15 protein-coding genes are annotated in these 18,555 nt (G+C 64.4%); 9 read left to right on the top strand and 6 right to left on the bottom strand.

The annotated features are described in order from the left end of the window. Positions 1-80: 80 nt before the first annotated feature. From tcdA to R1T44_RS03020, 4 genes are all read left to right on the top strand, one after another. On the top strand, positions 81-974 hold the full coding sequence (gene tcdA / locus R1T44_RS03035) for a tRNA cyclic N6-threonylcarbamoyladenosine(37) synthase TcdA (RefSeq protein ID WP_317292912.1): 894 nt from the start codon (positions 81-83) through the stop codon (positions 972-974). Positions 975-1,039: 65 nt separating this feature from the next. After that, positions 1,040-1,297 (top strand): DUF1653 domain-containing protein, encoded by a 258-nt coding sequence (locus tag R1T44_RS03030; protein ID WP_225996526.1) that lies wholly within the window; start codon positions 1,040-1,042, stop codon positions 1,295-1,297. Positions 1,298-1,518: 221 nt separating this feature from the next. Beyond that, positions 1,519-2,037 carry a 5-(carboxyamino)imidazole ribonucleotide mutase gene (purE, locus tag R1T44_RS03025; RefSeq protein WP_043333193.1) on the top strand — a complete coding sequence of 173 codons (519 nt, stop codon included), beginning with the start codon at positions 1,519-1,521 and terminating at the stop codon, positions 2,035-2,037. 3 nt (positions 2,038-2,040) lie between these two features. Beyond that, a complete protein-coding gene (locus R1T44_RS03020; protein ID WP_317292547.1) occupies positions 2,041-3,162 on the top strand; it encodes a 5-(carboxyamino)imidazole ribonucleotide synthase in 1,122 nt (373 codons plus the stop codon). 93 nt (positions 3,163-3,255) lie between these two features. Here R1T44_RS03020 and bfr read toward each other — a convergent pair whose 3' ends face one another. Together bfr and R1T44_RS03010 are read right to left on the bottom strand one after the other, a co-directional pair. Then, entirely contained in the window at positions 3,256-3,735 is a 480-nt protein-coding gene (gene bfr, locus R1T44_RS03015; protein ID WP_043333195.1) for a bacterioferritin, read from the bottom strand. A 399-nt stretch (positions 3,736-4,134) separates the two neighbouring features. Then, positions 4,135-4,338 carry a bacterioferritin-associated ferredoxin gene (locus R1T44_RS03010; protein WP_043333196.1) on the bottom strand — a complete coding sequence of 68 codons (204 nt, stop codon included), beginning with the start codon at positions 4,336-4,338 and terminating at the stop codon, positions 4,135-4,137. A gap of 617 nt (positions 4,339-4,955) precedes the next feature. Between R1T44_RS03010 and R1T44_RS03005 the strand changes: the two genes are divergently transcribed. Further along, the gene (locus R1T44_RS03005; RefSeq protein WP_317292546.1) at positions 4,956-5,780 is read left to right on the top strand and encodes a hypothetical protein; all 825 of its coding nucleotides are present in this window, start codon (positions 4,956-4,958) and stop codon (positions 5,778-5,780) included. Positions 5,781-5,894: 114 nt separating this feature from the next. On the opposite strand, the gene R1T44_RS03000 is transcribed toward R1T44_RS03005, so the two are convergent. Genes R1T44_RS03000 through lptF form a run of 3 tightly spaced genes read right to left on the bottom strand, consistent with a single transcriptional unit; the run spans position 5,895 to position 8,528 of the window. Beyond that, the gene (locus R1T44_RS03000) at positions 5,895-6,359 is read right to left on the bottom strand and encodes an RDD family protein (RefSeq protein ID WP_317292545.1); all 465 of its coding nucleotides are present in this window, start codon (positions 6,357-6,359) and stop codon (positions 5,895-5,897) included. Continuing rightward, a complete protein-coding gene (gene lptG / locus R1T44_RS02995) occupies positions 6,352-7,434 on the bottom strand; it encodes an LPS export ABC transporter permease LptG (RefSeq protein WP_317292544.1) in 1,083 nt (360 codons plus the stop codon). Before lptG ends, R1T44_RS03000 begins: the two co-directional genes overlap by 8 nt. Next, entirely contained in the window at positions 7,434-8,528 is a 1,095-nt protein-coding gene (gene lptF, locus R1T44_RS02990) for an LPS export ABC transporter permease LptF (RefSeq protein WP_317292543.1), read from the bottom strand. The genes lptG and lptF overlap by 1 nt, the downstream gene beginning before the upstream one ends. 412 nt (positions 8,529-8,940) lie before the next feature. On the opposite strand from lptF, the gene R1T44_RS02985 reads away from it, so the two are divergent. The 3 genes from R1T44_RS02985 to R1T44_RS02975 all read left to right on the top strand — a co-directional run bounded on the left by R1T44_RS02985 (position 8,941) and on the right by R1T44_RS02975 (position 12,407). Further along, complete coding sequence (locus R1T44_RS02985) at positions 8,941-10,461, top strand: leucyl aminopeptidase (RefSeq protein WP_200018580.1); 1,521 nt, start codon at positions 8,941-8,943, stop codon at positions 10,459-10,461. A gap of 145 nt (positions 10,462-10,606) precedes the next feature. After that, positions 10,607-11,701: a branched-chain amino acid aminotransferase gene (locus tag R1T44_RS02980; RefSeq protein ID WP_043333205.1), complete on the top strand. Its 1,095-nt coding sequence runs from the start codon at positions 10,607-10,609 to the stop codon at positions 11,699-11,701. Positions 11,702-11,936: 235 nt separating this feature from the next. After that, a complete protein-coding gene (locus tag R1T44_RS02975) occupies positions 11,937-12,407 on the top strand; it encodes a DNA polymerase III subunit chi (protein ID WP_043333207.1) in 471 nt (156 codons plus the stop codon). Between the two features lie 15 nt (positions 12,408-12,422). Here R1T44_RS02975 and R1T44_RS02970 read toward each other — a convergent pair whose 3' ends face one another. Beyond that, on the bottom strand, positions 12,423-15,377 hold the full coding sequence (locus R1T44_RS02970; protein WP_317292542.1) for a cache domain-containing sensor histidine kinase: 2,955 nt from the start codon (positions 15,375-15,377) through the stop codon (positions 12,423-12,425). A gap of 262 nt (positions 15,378-15,639) precedes the next feature. Between R1T44_RS02970 and R1T44_RS02965 the strand changes: the two genes are divergently transcribed. Continuing rightward, entirely contained in the window at positions 15,640-18,483 is a 2,844-nt protein-coding gene (locus R1T44_RS02965; RefSeq protein WP_317292541.1) for a valine--tRNA ligase, read from the top strand. Positions 18,484-18,555: the final 72 nt, after the last annotated feature.

Raw genomic sequence — 18,555 nt, 5'->3', positions numbered from 1 at the left:
GCTCTGAAGAACAGAGCCCTGACCGCAAGCACACAGGCGAGCCGTCGACCCACGCCAGCACGCCCTCCGCCAGCGAACGGATGCTGGAGAGCTTCTTTGCGGCCGGCGCTGCCAGTCAGGCCCCCGCAGAAGACGACTACGACTTCCGCTTCGGTGGCATCCGTCGCCTCTACGGCGCCAGCGCCTTCGCCCACTTCCGTCACGCGCATGTCGCGGTGATCGGGGTCGGCGGCGTCGGCAGCTGGAGCGCCGAGGCGCTGGCTCGCTCCGGCATCGGCGAGATGACGCTGATTGATCTCGATGATGTCTGCGTGTCCAACGTCAATCGGCAGCTGCATGCGCTGGATGGCCAGATCGGCCGTCCCAAGGTCGAGGTGCTGGCCGAGCGCTGCCAGCTGATCGCGCCGCAGATGAAGATCCACGCCATCTCGGCCTTCGTCACGCCGGACAATCTCGCCGAGCTGATCCACGACGACCTCGATCACGTCATCGACGCCATCGATAGCGTGCCCGCCAAGACAGCGCTGATCGCCTGGTGCAAGCGTCGCAAGCTGGGCCTGACCGTGACGGGCGGCGCCGGTGGCCAGCTCGACCCGACGCGCATCCAGATAGGTGATCTCGCCCGCACCGAGCAGGACCCGCTGCTGGCGCGCGTTCGCTCACTGCTGCGTCGCGACTACAATTTCAGTCGCAACCTGAAGCGCCGGTTCGATGTCGAGTGCGTCTATTCCGACGAGCAGCTGACCTACCCCGGCGCCGACGGCGAGGTGTGTGCCACCAAGCCCGGCGACAGCGCCACGCGCCTGGATTGCGCTGGCGGCTTCGGAGCGGCCACCTTCGTCACCGGCAGCTTCGGCTTCACCGCCGCTGCCCGCGCGCTGGTGCGCATCGCACGCCGCGGTGCCAAGGCCACGCCTGTCGCTGATGACGTGTCTGTGACTAATGGCATTCAGGCGCCGAACGCTGCCGACTGATACGCCTGCTTTTCGCCTCTTGCTGTTGGCTTCTCGCTTCTTGCTTCACCCTCAAGGAAATCGCCATGACTGACCTGCCTGCCATGCCGCCGCTGCCGGAAAATCGTCCCGTGCCGGGCCTCTACCGCCACTACAAGGGCGCGCAGTACGAAGTGATCGGCACCAGTCGCCACAGCGAGACCGAAGAGCTGCTGGTGGTCTATCGTGCCCTGTATGGTGAATGCGGGCTGTGGGTGCGTCCGCTGAGCATGTTCATGGAGAACGTCGAGATCCAGGGCGAGCCGGTGCCACGCTTCGCGCTGGTCTCGGCGTGGTCCTGCTGATCCGCGGCCTTGTCGCACTCACATCCTGACCGACCAGACAGGTACATGCCGCCTGTCGGTCGCGGTGCTATACTGCGCCGCTTGTTTTTCCAGACATACGCATTGAGCCGCTTGCGGGCATGATCTGCCCGCGCGGCTCGGCCACGCCCACACAGCGCACTGCCCGGCACGTCTGGCAGGCACTGTGAGCTGGTTCATACCACGTCAAGAGCGGAGGAAGCATGAGCGCACTGGTTGGTGTCATCATGGGATCAAAATCGGATTGGGCGACCATGTGCCATACGGTCGAAACCCTGGAAGCGCTGGGGATCGAACACGAGGTCAAGGTCGTCTCTGCCCATCGCACGCCCGACCTGCTGTTCGACTATGCCGATACCGCTGCCGAGCGTGGCCTTGAGGTCATCATCGCCGGTGCCGGTGGCGCGGCGCACCTGCCGGGCATGTGTGCCGCCAAGACCTGGCTGCCGGTGCTGGGCGTGCCGGTGCAGTCCAGCATGCTGTCGGGTGTCGATTCCCTGCTCTCCATCGTGCAGATGCCCGCCGGCATCCCCACTGGCACGCTGGCCATCGGCCGCGCCGGTGCCGTGAATGCCGCGCTGCTGGCCGCCAGCCAGCTGGCCAACAAGTACCCGGCCATCCGCACCGCGCTGATCAACTTCCGTGCCGAGCAGACCGACCGTGTGCTCGACAATCCGGACCCGCGCCCCGACGCACCCAGCCTGTCCCACGGAGGCGAGTAAGCCATGAGCCAGCCGTTCCGCTTCGGTATCGTCGGCGGCGGTCAGCTGGGCCGCATGTTGGCTCAGGCCGGCGCCGCCCTGAATGCCCGCTTCACCTTCCTTGATCCTTCGGATTCGCCCTGCGGTCGCGTCCACGGCCATCATCTCTGCGCCGATTGGCAGGATGATGCGGCCCTGACGCAGCTGGTGGCAGCGTCTGACGCCATCACCTTCGAGTTCGAGAACGTGCCGGCGGACGCCGTCGCGCGTCTGGCAGCCGAGCGCCCGACCTTCCCGCCGGCTGGCGCACTGGATACCGCGCGTGACCGCTGGAGCGAGAAGTCGCTGTTCATGCGTCTGGGCATCGAGGTGCCGCCGCTGGCGCTGGTCGACAGCCAGGCGGATCTTGAAGCGGGTGTCGCGACCATCGGTCTGCCCGCCGTGCTCAAGACACGTACGCTGGGCTATGACGGCAAGGGCCAGAAGGTGCTGCGCGAAATGGCCGACGTCGCCGACACCTTCGCCGAACTCGGTAGCGTGCCGCTGATCCTGGAAGGCTTCATCGCCTTCGATCACGAAGTCTCGGTGATCGCGGTACGCGGTCGCGATGGCGAGACACGCGCCTGGCCGCTGTCGCGCAATGAACATCGCAGCGGCATCCTGCACTGCTCCACACCGCTCGACTCCCACGGCCTGCAGGCCGAAGCCGAGGCGGCTGCCTTCAAGGTGATGCACGAACTCGACTATGTCGGCGTGATGGCCTTCGAGTTCTTCGTCGTCAAGGACGCCGATGGCAGCGAGCGCCTGCTGGCCAACGAGATCGCACCGCGTGTGCACAACTCGGGTCACTGGAGCATCGAAGGCGCCGTCACCAGCCAGTTCGAGAATCACCTGCGTGCCGTCGCCGGCATGCCGCTGGGCGAGACCGCACTGCTCACACCCTGCGCGATGCTCAACATCATCGGCCGCATGCCGGAACGTGACGCCGTGCTCGCCATCCCCGGCGCGCATCTGCACGACTACGGCAAGGGGCCGCGTGCGGGGCGCAAGATCGGCCACATCACGGTTCTGGCCGCCGACAAGGCGAGCCTCGACGCCCGCATCGCGGCTGTCGAAGCGCTGCTGGTCAATGAACTGGGCAAGTAAGCCGGTTCTGCGCCACTGAAGACAAAACGCCCCCGCTGCCGATGGCAGCGGGGGCGTTTTCGTTTCGGCACGGCTCAGCGAGCCGCCACGGGATCAGTCGATCTCGTGGTGGATCTGCTTCTGCAGGTAGAGCTCGATACCGACCTTCTCGATCAGGCCCAGCTCGGTCTCCAGGTGATCGATGTGCTCTTCCTCGTCGTCGAGGATCTTGCGGAACAGATCACGCGAGGTGTAATCGCGAACCTGTTCGGCGTAGGCGATCGCTTCCTTCAGATCGCCATGTGCCTGGTGCTCCAGCGCCAGATCGCACTCGAGCATTTCCTTGGTGTTCTCGCCGATGCGCAGCTTGCCGAGGTCCTGCAGGTTGGGCAGACCTTCCAGGAACAGGATGCGCTCGATCAGGGTGTCGGCGTGACGCATCTCTTCGATTGACTCGTCGTATTCCCACTTGGCCAAGCGCTTGAGGCCCCAGTCCTTGTACATGCGCGCATGCAGGAAGTACTGATTGATGGCGACCAGTTCGTTGGCCAGTATGGTGTTGAGATGCTCGATGATCTTGGGATCGCCTTTCATGTCGCCATTCCTCTCTTGTCAGGGTTGCTGCTTACGTCAGGTTCTGTGCTGCGCCTGATGACGGCATGCATCAGCCGCAGCGCGGGCACGTCAGGCGTGCCCTATCGATCAGGTGCGGCAAGTATGGCGCAAAAACATGAATTTTTCGAGACATACCAACAAGTTATCGACTTTTAGGCGCAAATGGGAAGGATTGGTATCCGCGTTGTCATGTGGCGACCGACACCGGATTGCCTGGCGCCCATACGAAAACGCCCGCCACCCGGTCTTGAGACCAGGTGGCGGGCGTCAGGCAAGCGAGCACTTGCCGGGAGTCGACGAGAACGGATCACGCAGCAATGGACAGCGCGGCGACTGGAGTGTCAGTCGCCGGCAGGCGAGCCTCGGCTCGAGCCTGCATCACACCGCGTAGGCGAGATCCTCTGCCGGCATCATTTCACGCGCGACCGCTTCGCGAGTGATGGTCTTGGCCATGCAGGCACATTTGCCGCACTGGGTCGCGCAGCCGGTCTGCTCACGGACTTCGCGGAAGCTGCGCGCTCCCTGTTCCACGACTTCGCGGATCTTGTGGTCTGACACACCTTTGCACAGACAGACGTACATGGCTCACCTCGCTCACTCCAAGTGAGACAAATGTAAATGATTCGCAGAAACATGCGCAACACCTGACTGCAAAAAATTCTCATTTACACGTTATATCAAATACTTAGCGAGGCGATTTCTGGCCGGTTTGCGGTTGCGGAACACACGATGTCATAAGCAGGCCACATCAGCCTCACAAAGCGATTGCCGTGGGGAAAGCCAGCGCCGTATAAAGAATGATGGCTCGTGGCTGACAGAAAGGTAGGGTTGCGATTTCACACGAGGCCGCTAGTATGTATAACGATTTTTTATGCAATTCGAAAAACAATCGCACCAAAATATAATGAGTCATCGCTAGCCGATCACTCAGGCGGGTCACTCGAACGCAGCCCAGCTCCTCGCTCACGGGAAGCGCCGCGTCACGATGAAGGCAAATGACTGCCACGCCCCGCCAGGCAATCAGGAAAGAACATGAACAGGACACTGCAAGAGATTCCGTCGCTACGCCTCCTCATGGCCATGACCCGCATCGGCATGCCGATGATGGGCGCCATGCTGAAGCCGTGACCGGCCTGAATCCGTCTGCTGTTGCCCTATCTGCCGATTTCCGAACGCCAATCCGCAAGGAGCCCGATATCATGTCAGTACAACTCGCCACCGCCGATCATCACGCCACGTCCCACCTGCCACTTGATCTGGACGCCGTCCGCGACGCCGGCAGCTGCTTCGGTGACCACCACCGTCTGCCGCTGACCCCGCTGCTGCGCAATCTCTATCGTGAAGCCCGCCGTGAAGGCCTGGTGGATGAGCATTGCAACGCGCGTGAACTGATGAGCCATATCGCTCTGCCCCATGACCACGTGGTCACCCAGGAAATTTCCGACCGTGTCTGGCGCTACAACGTCGGTTACTCCAACACCGGCGAGAGCGCGGAACAGGGCGACCTGAGCGCGGCGCTGGACTCCCTCAACGAGCGCACCCTGGATGAGCCGCTGCCGGGCGCCCTGCAGCGCCTGACCGAATCCTGGCTGTACCTGCCGGGCGAGCTGGAAAGCCCGCGTCAGGCCAGCGCCGACGTGCTGTGGCTCGACAAGCAGGGCCGTGCTCGCTACCGCCTGGATCAGGCGCGCCACTGGTTCGCCACCCTGCGCGACGAAGCCATCGACATCGATGGCTGGCTGGCATGGCGCTTGACACACCTGCCGCTGACCAGCGCGCCGGTGCTCGATACCGTCAGCGCCTTCACGCGTCTGGCGCGCCTCGACCACGATGGCCAGCGTCCGATCGGTCAGCTGTCCTTCGTGCGCTACCGTGAAGGCGTGCGCCTGGAAGGCATGGGCACCGCGGTGATCGACCTGCCGCGCGAGCTGCCCGAGACGGCGGCGCAGGAAGACAGCCTGGTGGTGTCACGCACCAGCGTGGAACGCATCATCACGCGCCTGGATGGCCTGCTGGGCGTCTGATCACGCCCTGCACTCGCGGAAAACACAACGCCCCGCCAGTCATCGACTGGCGGGGCGTTTTTTATCTGGCTGAGATCATGTCTGGCTGAGGTCACTGTCTTCATGCACGGTGCCTCACTCGCGCCGCGGCTTGGGCAACACCACCACGCGGGTGCCGGAGGCGATGTCCTGCCAGCTGCGCTGCTCAGGGTCCCACAGCTGCCAGACGTACCCCAGCCCGCAGGCGCCCAATGACAGCCCGGCAACCACGAAGCGTATCAGGCACTGCTGCAGCGTCGGGACATGGCCCTGTGGCGTCTCGATGCGCAGCCGCCAGGCCTGCATGCCCAGCGTCATGCCACTGCGGCTCCAGCAGCCGCCGAAGAAGGCGAACATCGCCACCAGCAACAGACTGCGGAACAGCGGTGACTGATTGGCCTCACCGCCATTGACGGCGACCCCGATGAAGCCCAGCACGATCAACAACGCCATCACGAGGAAGGCATCATAGACCACGCCGCCCAGACGCCGCATCAGGCCCGCAGGGCGTGCTCCCTGCGGGTCGAGACGGCGGCGAGAGTGCGGGGCGCCCTTAGCCACTGCGCCGGATCAGCAGCAGGCCGATCACGTAACAGGCCAGCATCGGCGCCAGCACCGCCCAGATGGGCGCGAAGCCGAACACCACCGAGGCCGGGGCGAGCAGGTCCTGCAGATACTTGAACAGCAGGCCGACCACGATGCCGTAGAAGACCCGTGTCCCCGCCGCCACCGTGCGCAATGGCCCGAACACGAAGGAGGCGGCCACCAGCACCAGCGCCGCCAGTGTCAGCGGCTGCAGAATCTTCTGCCAGAAGTAGAGCAGCGGCTGATTGGCCGACAGCCCCTGGTCCTGCAGGTAGCGGGAATAGCGCCACAGGTCGGAGGCTGACTGCTGCTTGGGGTCGCTGATGACCAGCTTGAGCAGGTCCGGCGTCAGCTGGGTGTCCCACTCGCGGGTCTCCTGCTGAGCCACCGTGGTGGCGCCCGGCTCGCCATCCTGGGACTCGAAGGTGGTGGTCTGCACCGCCTCCAGCGTCCAGCCATCGCTCTCCCAGACGGCGCGCTTGGCGTAGAGCGCCTGGGTCAGATGGCGCTCGTCATCGAAGCGATAGCGGGTGACGTTGAGCACCACATCATCGCTGCGAATCGAGCCGAATCGGTAGTAGTCGTTGCCCTCGCGCTGCCAGCCGCCACCCTCGGCATAGACGGCGCCTGCGCCCTGCTGCTTCTCGGCGCGCCAGGCGTCGGCCTGCAGTTCGGTGACGGGGGCGACGTATTCACCGACCGCCATGGTGATGGCGATGACCAGCCCCAGCGGCTTCATCACGCCCCACAGAATGCGTGTCAGTGAACGACCGGCGGCGCGCATGATGGTCAGCTCATTGCTCGAGGCCATGCTGCCCAGCCCGATCAGGGCGCCCAGCAGTACGCCAACCGGCACGAATTCGTAGAAGCGCGACGGCAGACGCATCAGCAGATAGAGGAGCACTTCAAAGGCGCCGTAGTCGCCTTTCACATCCCCCAGATCATTGATGTAGGTGATCATCAGGTCGAGCCCGAGAATCAGTACCTGCACCACCAGCATGGCCACCAGCACATTGCGGGCGATGTAACGGTCGAGACGATCAAGCAGCATCAGCGGCCACCTCCGCGGTTGTCGCGCCAGCTCAGCCAGATGCCGAGCGCCAGATAGACGCCGTGAATGGGCCACAGGCCGATGGCGGCCGGGTACTTCTCGGATGCGACGGCATTCTGCGCCGCGATCAACAGGCTGAGATAGGTGATGTGCACGAAGATGGCCGGCAGCAGGCGTGCAAAACGGCCCTGACGCGGATTGACGCGTGCCAGCGGCAGGCCGATCAGCATCAGGATTGGCACCATCAACGGCAGCGAGATGCGCCACTGCAGCTGGGCCTTGGCCTCCGGAAGATCGGAAGCCCAGAGCTGCGCCGTGGTCGCAAGCTCGATGTCTTCCTTGAGGGCCGCGGCGTCCTGGCCCTCGGTGATGCGCACGCCGTAGCGATCAAAGCCCAGTCGCTGGGCGATCGCCTTGCCCGGCTCCACCCCGTAGCGCGTACCGTCGCTCAACACCAGATAGCGACTGCCGGTCTCGGGGCTGACTTCCTGGAAGGCACGCTCGGCGCGCACCACCGACTGTCTCGGTTCGCTGTCGGGCGTGCTGGCGGCATTGCTGTCACCTGCCTCGGCGATGAAGACGTTTTCCAGCTCGCTGTTGTCATCGCTCATGCTCTCGGCATAGACGGTGCGATTGCCGATCTTCTGGAAGCGCCCCGCGCCGAGAATCGAGAAGTCGGTCTTCTGCTTCTGCTGCTCGAGCAACAGCTCATTCTTGAGCGCGCCGGCAGGCGTCAGATAGAGGCTGCAGGCCGCGACCAGCGCCGTGATCAACAACGCCGGCAGCAGGGTGACACGCAGCAGGCGCTCCGGACCGACGCCACAGGCGACCAGCACGGTGATCTCGCTGTTCATGTACAGCTGACCGAAGGCCAGCAACACGGCGAGGAAGAAGGACAGCGGCAGCAGCAGTTCGAAGAAACCCGGCAGGTGATAGAGCATCAGACTGCCGAGAATCGACGCCGGGAAATCCCCCTCCGCCGCATCACTGAAATAGCGGATGAATCGGCTGCCCATGATGACAAGCATCAGCACCCCGGCCACGGCGGCCATGGTGGTGAGTATCTCGCGTGTCAGGTAGCGGAAGATGATCAAGTGGAACTCCTGTTTCCCGCTCGCAAGCGAGCGTGTTGACCAGATCGATGATAGCCGGTGGAGGAATGGTCGTGATCACATGAAGGCATCATCCCCCTCATGCATGGTGCGCAGCCTTTGCGTACACTGGCGGCACGGGTCTGAAGACTGGACGGGAGCGGCTCCCCCTCATGCAGCAGCATTATCCAGAAAGGATGCTGCCTTGTCGCGGCTGCAGGCATTGCACGTGGACAGCCTGACATGATGGACTGCCCTCACTCGTGCATGCCAGCTCAGCTTGTCATGAGCGGTCTGCGCCCCCATCCAGACCATGACCCCGATGTCGCCGCGAGCCGGGCACGCCTGGCCTGACGACATCCTTCATCCTTGTACTGTTCATCTTCGTACCCTCACTCGCGCGCGTGGAGTTGCCATGGAATTTCCTGTAGTCACTGCCAATCCGGCCCAGCTTGAAACCGCCTGCATCGTGGTACCTGTCATCGAGGGCGACCTCACCGGTGCTGCGGCACGACTCGACGATGCCAGCGAGAAGCTGATTTCCCAGCTGATCGAGCGCGGCGACTTCAAGCCCGAGCTCGGCAATACCCTGCTGGTGCCCTTCGCTCCGGGCCTCGGCGCTCAGCGCCTGCTGCTGGCCGGTTTCGGCAGTGAGGAAAAGCTCGACGAAAGCCGTTACAAGCGTGGCCTCGACGCCGCCATGACCGCTCTGCTCAAGCTGCCCATCGAAGACGCGGCCTTCGCTGGCCTCGAGCTGAATCTCGAGCTGCGCGAGGCTGACTGGATGGCGCGCATGATCGCCGAGAGCGCGCTGCGCACTGCCTATCGCTTCACCGAGATGAAGAGCAAGCCGGGCGAGCCCGTCTCTCTGACCCGCCTGAGCGTGGTTAGTGCCGACAAGCAGCGTCAGGCCGAGCTGGAAGCCGGCCTGCGCGTCGGTGCCGCCATCGGCATGGGCGTCAATGAAGCGCGCACGCTGGGCAATCTGCCGGGCAACATCTGCACGCCGCGCTACCTGGGCGAGCGTGCCGAGCAACTGGGTGCTGCCTCCGATGGCGCCCTGAAAGTGACCGTGCTCGGCGAGGAAGAGCTCGAGGAGCTCGGCGCCCTGTCCCTGCTGTCGGTCGGCCGCGGCAGTGAAGAGCCGAGCCGCCTGATCGTGATGGAATACCGCGGCGCGGAAGACGAGAACGAAGCCCCGCACGTGCTGGTCGGCAAGGGCATCACCTTCGATACCGGCGGCATCTCGCTCAAGCCGGGCGCCGGCATGGACGAGATGAAGTACGACATGGGCGGCGCGGCCAGCGTGTTCGGCACCATGCGCACCGTGCTGGAACTCAAGCCCAAGCTCAACGTGGTGGCCATCGTGGCCAGCGCCGAGAACATGCCGGACGGCCGCGCCACCAAGCCGGGCGACATCATCAAGACCCTGAAGGGTCTGACCGTCGAAGTCCTCAACACCGACGCCGAAGGCCGACTAGTGCTGTGTGATGCGCTGACCTACGCCGAGCGCTTCGAGCCGGCCAGCGTCGTCGACATCGCCACCCTGACCGGCGCCTGCGTCATCGCGCTGGGCAATCACGCCACCGGCCTGATCTCCAACGATGATGACCTGGCGCTCGACCTGCTCGACGCCGGCGAAGAAGCCTGGGACCGCGCCTGGCACATGCCGCTGTGGGACGAATATCAGGCGCAGCTGGATTCCAACTTCGCCGACATCGCCAACATCGGCGGTCGCGAAGCCGGCATGATCACCGCAGGTTGCTTCCTGTCCCGCTTCGCGGACACCTTCCCGTGGGCGCATCTGGACATCGCCGGCACCGCCTGGATGTCCGGCAAGCAGAAAGGCGCCAGCGGCCGCCCGGTGGGCCTTCTGACCCAATACCTGCTGGATCGCGAAGCGGAACTCAGCGCCCCGCAGGAAGAGACCGTCTGAGGCTTCGCATGCTCTCGATAGCGTGCTAGCGTTGAGACACGCGGGTCGCGACGCCACTCGGCACCGCTGACCCGAGAGGTCCTATAAAAATGATTCGACCCCCGGCGTTCCGCGTCGGGGGTCTCGCTGCTACGGAGACACCCACGTGACCAAAGGCTTCGACGTCCGCGCGTCCACGCAACCGGCGGATGCTGCCGTTCGTGACACCATTCTGGCCAATCCCGGCTTCGGCCGTCACTTCAGCGATCACATGGCCCATGTACGCTGGACCGCCGACGGCGGCTGGCACGGCCATGAAGTCCGCCCCTACGGCCCGCTGAGCCTCGACCCCGCCGCCTCGGTACTGCACTACGCCCAGGAAATCTTCGAAGGCATCAAGGCCTACCGTCATGAAGACGGCTCGGTGTGGACCTTCCGCCCCGAGAAGAACGCCGCACGTTTCCGCAACTCCGCCCGCCGTCTGGCACTGCCGGAGCTGTCCGACGAGGACTTCGTCGGCTCGCTCAAGGCCCTGCTCGCACAGGACAGCGCCTGGGTGCCGACTCCGGCCAGCGTCAGTGACGAATGCAGCCTCTATCTGCGCCCGTTCATGATCGCCAGTGAAGCCTTCCTCGGCGTGCGTCCGTCGCGTGAAGTCGATTACTACGTGATCGCCTCACCGGTGGCGGCCTACTTCAAGGGCGGCATCAAGCCGGTCTCCATCTGGCTGTCCTCGCACTACAACCGTGCGGCCGCCGGCGGTACCGGTTTCGCCAAGTGCGGCGGCAACTACGCGGGTTCACTGGCCGCGCAGAGCGAAGCTTCCGCCAATGGCTGTGACCAGGTCGTGTTCCTGGACGCCGCCGAGAACAAGTGGGTCGAGGAGCTGGGCGGCATGAACCTGTTCTTCGTCTTCAAGGACGGCCGTCTGGTCACGCCGCGCCTGACCGGCACCATTCTGGAAGGTGTCACCCGTGACTCCATCCTGACCATGGCGACCGATCTGGGCCTGACGCCGGAAGAGCGCCCGATCAGCATCGACGAGTGGCGTGAAGGCATCGCCTCCGGCGAGATCACCGAGGTGTTCGCCTGCGGTACCGCCGCCGTCATCACCCCGGTGGGCGAGCTGGTCAGTGAAGAAGGTCGCCTCGACCTGACCGCCAACGCCGGTGATGTCGCCATGCGTCTGCGCAGCCAGCTGCTGGACCTGCAATACGGTCGCGCCGAAGACACGCGAGGCTGGATGACGCGTCTGGCATGAGTGCACTGAAATAAATGCGCTGACATGAGTGCACGGGAACAAGCCCTCGAGCCTGCCCCTGTGGCTTGAAGGATGACCAAAACCCCAAGGCCCGCCTCGAAAGAGGCGGGCCTTGGGGTTTCTGGCGCACGGATATCTGACTTCGGAAAGACGTCATGGGAGGCAGGCTGCATCGAAGCCACGCGGCGAGTGCGGTATCCTGAGCGCTCGAGAATTCCTTGCCCGAGCGGTGCCCATGACCCAGATCGACTTCTACATCCTGCCCGACACCACGCTGGAAGCCCGGCTGGAATTCGCCTGCCGGCTGGCCGAGACCATCCACGCCAAGGGCTTTCGCCTGCATGTGCATGTCGAGGACGAGGCGATGGCGCGTCAGTTCGATGAGCATCTGTGGCAGTTCCGCCCGGAAAGCTTCGTGCCCCATGCGCTGGATATCGATCTCGACATGGCCGCCCGCGAGGCCGAACACGCCGATGACGTGCCGCGCCCGCCGGTCACCATCGGCTGGCAGGACGCCCCGGCGCCGGGTATCGAGGCGCTGCTCAACCTGCACCCCGAGATCCCCGAGTGGTTCTCACGCTTCGAGCGCGTCGCCGAGATCATCAATCAGCATCAGGATGTGCTGGTGACCAAGCGCGAATGCTGGCGTACCTACAAGTCACGCGGTTATGCCGTGCGCTCGCATCAGCTCAAGGGCGTCAGCTGAGCGACACGCCATGCGTCAGCGGTCCGTATCGCAGGCACGCTGGAAGTTGACCATCAGATGCGTCATCCAGCGCTCGATATCGGCCATGCTCGGCGGACTTTCACCACTGTCGAAGAAGGCCTCGGGCAGGCCGCCTACGGCCTCGCTGGCGTCACGCTCCCCGATACGCACGGCCCACAACGGCAGTTCGCGCGGCATGCGCTGGATCTCGGCGAACAGCGCCGCCACGTTCATGTCCGGCACATCGCCGAAGATGACCAGACACGGACTGACATCTCGCACCAGGCGCAACGCCTGGGCCGCACTGCTGGCGATGATGATCTCCAGATTGGCGACGTGACTGCCGATCACCTCGAGGCGCAGACGGTCCTGCGCCCGCGTGCTGATCACCAGCCAGCGACAGGGCACCGGCAGCACCTTCTCCGCCGACCACGCCGCCTGGACGACGCGCTCATGGGCGCTGACATCCGCCAGCGGCAACCAGACCCGGAAGCTGGCGCCTTCGCCCAGCTCGCCCCGCGCCGTGATGTCACCGCCCATGCGGCGGGCGAGCTCCCGCGACAGCGCCAGCCCGAGCCCGGTGCCCTCGATGCCTGAATCTTCTCGTCCCAGACGCGAGAACGGCTGGAACAGCTGGACCGCCTGCGCGGAATCAAAGCCGAAGCCGCCATCGGTGATTTCCACCCAGCCCATCTCCACTCCGCTGGCATTGCGCTCCTGGCCGATGGCCAGACGAATCCAGCCCCCCTCGCGGTTGTACTTGATGGCGTTGCCCATCAGGTTGCCGAGAATCTGATCCAGGCGCCGCTGGTCGGCATTCAACCACAGTGACTCGCCTTCCAGCGCCAGTGATAGCGTCAGATTGGCACTTTCCAGGCGCGGCTGATATTGCCCTGCCAGTCGTATCAGCTTCTGGCCCACCGAGAGGGGCTGGCAATCCAGCGGCAGGTCACCGGCTTCCAGACTCGACATCTGCAGCACGTCCTCGATCAGCGCCGACAGCTGCGCCGCCGCATGACTGGCCTCATCCACGTAGCGGCGCTGCTCGCGGGTCAGGTCGGCTTCCTCGCAGAGCAGATCCGTGAAGCCCATGATGGCGTTGAGCGGGGTGCGAATCTCGTGACTGAAACTCGAGAAGAAACGCGACTTGGACTGGCTGGCCTCGGTGGCACTGTCGCGGGCCGCCTCCAGCAGCTTGAGTGACTGCTTGTGGCGCTGGATGTCCAGCGCCAGCCCGGTGGCGCGCTGTGGCCGGCCCTCATGATCACGCCGGGTGATCTGGCCGCGAATCTGCACCCAGACCCAGTGACCACGCGCATGCCGATAGCGCACGTCGCGCGCCTCGGCCCAGCTTTCCCCGTGCATGACCCGCCAGCGCGCCTCGAGCAGGCCGACGAGGTCTTCCGGGTGCGTCATGGCGTCAAGGTCCGCCAGATGCATGCTGGCGCGTACCGGCAGCCCCAGCATCAGGAAGAAATTCTCGTGCAGGTAGAGATCGTCCTGATCGAAGTCATAGCGCCAGGTGGCATCGCCGGAGGCCGCCATCACCATCTCGACGTGCCGCGCACCTTCGGCGCGCTCAAGCTCGATCTGATCACGGCGCTGGGCCGCTTCGCGCAATGCCTCACCGGCCTGGTCCAGCTCCTGCAACTGGAAGCGCTCGCGGACCACGGGCTGACCGCGACCGATGCGCAGCGCCATGTCGCTGAGGCGTGCCAGTGATTCGGACAGGGTGGCCGCCATGGCTTCGGCCCGCCACCGCATCACTACCAGCAGGGCGAAGAAGAACAGAATCAGCCCCACCAGCATCACGTAGCCCAGCTGATTGAAGCGCTCATTCCAGATATCGATGCCGCTGTTGACCTGCTGCGCATCCACCACCGCCAACAACCGCCAGTCGGTGCCCGGCACCGATTGCCAGCCGACCAGCCGCTCACCGGCGAGCAAGGAAACGCTGCGCACGCCCTGCGCCTCATCCGAGATGCTGCGCAGCAGGTGCGCCATGGCCGGGGAGTTCTCGACATCATGCGCCGTATCGAGGAAGCGATCGTGCAGCAGCGGCATCGGCACCACTTCAGGGTCGGGCTGGGGGCCGAAATCCTGCTCGCCGACACTCGGCATGGCCATGACGACATCGTCACTCACCAGAATCAGATAGGCGCCCCAGGGCAGCTCGGCATTCTCGAGCCGCTCGACCAGAGAATCGAGGGTGACGTCGATGCCGACCACGCCTTCGAGGAAGTCGCCGCGATGGACCGGCATCAGCGTCGAGACCAGCCAGCCGCTGCCGACCGGGTCCTGGTAGGGCGGCGTGATGACGGCGCCACGGCTCGGGTTGTTGCGGTCATCCGCCAGGTAGTAGAAGCCGTAGCTGGTGAGGTCGACGCCGGGCGTGAAGATGTTGCGGGTATCGGTCCACGGCAACATGCGGAAGTAGCCGTCGTAGCCGGAGAACCAGATCTGGCGCAGCTCGGGTTGCGTGGCGAGCATGTCCGACACCTGGGCGTCCATTGTCGAGAGGCGCACCACCTTGTCGTGGTCCTGCAGATAGCTGGGCACCAGCGAGGAGTAATAGGAGCCGGCGCCACCATCATTCTCGGCGACGTACAGGGTGCCGTCGCCCGCACTCATGTGGCGCTTTAGCTCCTGCTCGCGCTGGCGGGACGTCACGGGGGTGTCCATGTGACGCAGAGTGCTGCGCGCCAGCTGGCGGGCATCGCTGCGCCAGTCGTCCGCCAGCAGACTGATGTGCTCTGCCTCGTAATGGGTCAGCTGCTCGAGCTGGGTATTCACCAGCTCACTGCGCGTGGAGTCCTGCTGCCCGGAGACCAGCCAGTGCAACACCAGATAGCAGCCCAGCAGCGCCACCTCGAGCACCAGCAATGGCACCAGCGCATGACGCAGCAGTTCATGCCAGACCCAACGACGTGTCGGACGAGGGGCACCGTCCGTGGGGCGAGGCTTGGACATTGCGGCTCCGCGAGCGTGAGAGAATGGGAAGTGTGCGAGGCGGCAAGCCTCGGCTCATGAGGTCGCAACAGGATACGGCATCAGTGCGTGGATGTTGCCTGCTTTGTGAAAACAGCGTCTGCCAGACGCCACGAGGGCCTGCCCGCCAAGACCGAATGACGCCCGTCATCAGCGGCGCTATAATCGAGCCCATTTTCTGCCTGCGCTGACCGCTCCTTGAGCCGGCGCGGGACGCCCCGCCCAACCGGATCAATGCAGACCCATGGACAAGACCTACCAACCGAACGCCATCGAGACGCGCTGGTACGAGCGCTGGGAATCCGACAACCGCTTTGCGCCGTCAGGCCAGGGCGAGAGCTTCTCACTTGTCATCCCGCCGCCCAACGTCACCGGCTCCCTGCACATGGGCCACGCCTTCCAGGATTCCATCATGGACACCCTGGTCCGCTGGCGCCGCATGCAGGGTCGCAACACCCTGTGGCAGGTAGGCACCGACCATGCCGGTATCGCCACCCAGATGCTGGTCGAGCGCAAGGTCGCCGCCGAAGAAGGCAAGACCCGCCATGATCTCGGCCGCGAAGCCTTCACCGACAAGATCTGGGAGTGGAAGGAAGAGTCCGGCGGCAACATCACCCGCCAGCTGCGTCGCATGGGCACCAGCATCGACTGGAAGCGCGAGCGCTTCACCATGGATGACGGCTTCTACAAGGCGGTGCAGGAAGTCTTCGTACGCCTGCACAAGGAAGACCTGATCTACCGCGGCAAGCGTCTGGTCAACTGGGACCCGACCCTGCACACCGCGATTTCCGATCTCGAAGTCGAGAACCGCGATCAGCAGGGCAGCTTCTGGCACTTCCGCTATCCGCTGGCCGATGGCGTCAAGACCGCCGATGGCAAGGACTACGTCATCGTCGCCACCACGCGCCCGGAAACCCTGCTGGGTGACACCGGCGTGGCCGTCAATCCCAAGGATGAGCGCTACGCAAGCCTGGTCGGCAAGTTCATCGAGCTGCCGCTGGTCGGCCGTCGCATCCCCATCGTCGCCGATGAACACGCCGACATGGAAAAGGGCTCCGGTTGCGTCAAGATCACCCCGGCCCACGACTTCAATGACTACGAAGTCGGCAAGCGTCAGGGCCATCTGCTGATCAACGTGATGAGCCAGGATGCCACCATCCTGGAGCGCGCCGAGATCTATGACCTCCAGGGCCGTCCGCAACCCCAGGAAGACGCCAGCCTGCCGGCCGCCTACGCCGGTCTGGATCGCTTCGTCGCGCGCGAGAAGCTGGTCGCCGACATGGACGCGCTGGGCCTGCTGGAGCAGGTCGAGGCCGTCAACAACACCCTGCCGCACGGTGACCGCTCCGGCGATGTCATCGAGCCGCTGCTGACGGACCAGTGGTTCGTGGCCGTCGAGGAGCTGGCGCGTCCGGCCATCGAGGCGGTCGAGAACGGCGACATCGAGTTCGTGCCCAAGAACTACGAGAACATGTACTTCGCGTGGATGCGTGACCTGCAGGACTGGTGCATCTCGCGTCAGCTGTGGTGGGGCCACCGCATTCCGGCCTGGTACGACAACGACGGCAACGTCTATGTCGGCCGCAATGAAGAGGAAGTCCGCGCCGAGAACAACCTGGGTGCCGACGTCGAACTGCGTCAGGACGAAGACGTCCTCGACACCTGGTTCAGCTCCGCGCTGTGGACCTTCGGTACCCTCGGCTGGCCGGCGGACACGGAAGAGCTCAAGACCTTCCACTCCACCGACGTGCTGGTCACCGGCTTCGACATCATCTTCTTCTGGGTGGCGCGGATGATCATGTTCACCCTGAAGTTCAAGGGTGAAGTGCCGTTCCGCAAGGTCTACGTGCATGGTCTGGTGCGTGACAGCCTCGGTCAGAAGATGTCCAAGTCCAAGGGCAACGTGCTCGACCCCATCGACCTGATCGACGGCATCGGCATCGAGGAGCTGGTCGAGAAGCGTACCGGCAACATGATGCAGCCGAAGAAGACCAAGGCGATCGCCAAGGCCACGCGCAACGAGTTCCCGGAAGGCATCGAGCCTCACGGTACCGATGCGCTGCGCTACACCCTGCTGTCACTCGCCTCCACCGGGCGTGACGTGAAGTTCGACATGGGCCGTCTCGATGGCTATCGCAACTTCTGCAACAAGCTGTGGAATGCGGCGCGCTACGTGCTGATGAATGCCGAGGACCAGGATTGCGGCGTCAACGGCGAAGCCGTCGAACTGTCGCTGGCCGATCGCTGGATCATCGCGCGCCTGCAGCAGACCGAGCAGCAGGTCACCCGCGCGCTGGAAGAGTTCCGCTTCGACCACGCCTCCCAGGCGCTCTACGAGTTCATCTGGAACGAGTACTGCGACTGGTATCTGGAGCTGTCCAAGCCGGTTCTGTGGGACGACAACGCCAGCATCGAAGCCAAGCGCGGCACGCGTCGCACCCTGGTGCGCGCCCTCGAGACCATCCTGCGCCTGATCCACCCGATGATGCCGTTCATCTCCGAGGAGATCTGGCAGCGTATCGCACCGCACGCCGGCAAGCCGGTGGAAGGCGAGAGCATCATGAGCCAGGCGTGGCCGCAGGCCGAAGCCGACCGGATCGATGAGCAGGCCATCCGCGATATCGAGTGGCTGAAAGGCATCATCATCGCCATCCGCAACGTGCGCGGCGAGCTCAACCTGTCACCGGCCAAGCCGCTGGAAGTCTTCCTGCAGAACGGCGCGGCTGGCGATGCCGAGCGCCTGGAAGCCAACCGCCTGTTCCTCTCCAAGCTGGCACGTCTGGAAAGCATCACCTTCCTGGCGGCAGGCGACGAAGCCCCGATGTCCGCCATCCAGCGCGTCGGTGAGCTGGAAGTGCTGGTGCCGATGGCAGGCCTGATCGACAAGGAAGCCGAGCTCAAGCGCATCGACAAGGAGCACGAGAAGCAGCAGAAGGTCATCACCGGCCTCGAGAACAAGCTCGGCAACGAGAAGTTCGTCGGTCGTGCACCGGCTGATGTGGTCGAGAAGGAGCGCGCCAAGCTGGCCGACGCCCAGGCGGAACTTGCGCTGCTGGAAAGCCAGCGCGTCAAGATCGAAGCGCTGTAAGTCACGCACGCGCTTCACGCAAGCAAAAGCCCCCTGCACCGAACGGTGCAGGGGGCTTTCTCGTTTCTGGCA

The organism is Cobetia amphilecti (assembly GCF_032923285.1).
GTDB lineage: Bacteria > Pseudomonadota > Gammaproteobacteria > Pseudomonadales > Halomonadaceae > Cobetia > Cobetia amphilecti.
The sequence above is the reverse complement of the archived record's forward strand: the minus strand, read 5'-3'. Positions and strand labels throughout refer to the sequence as shown.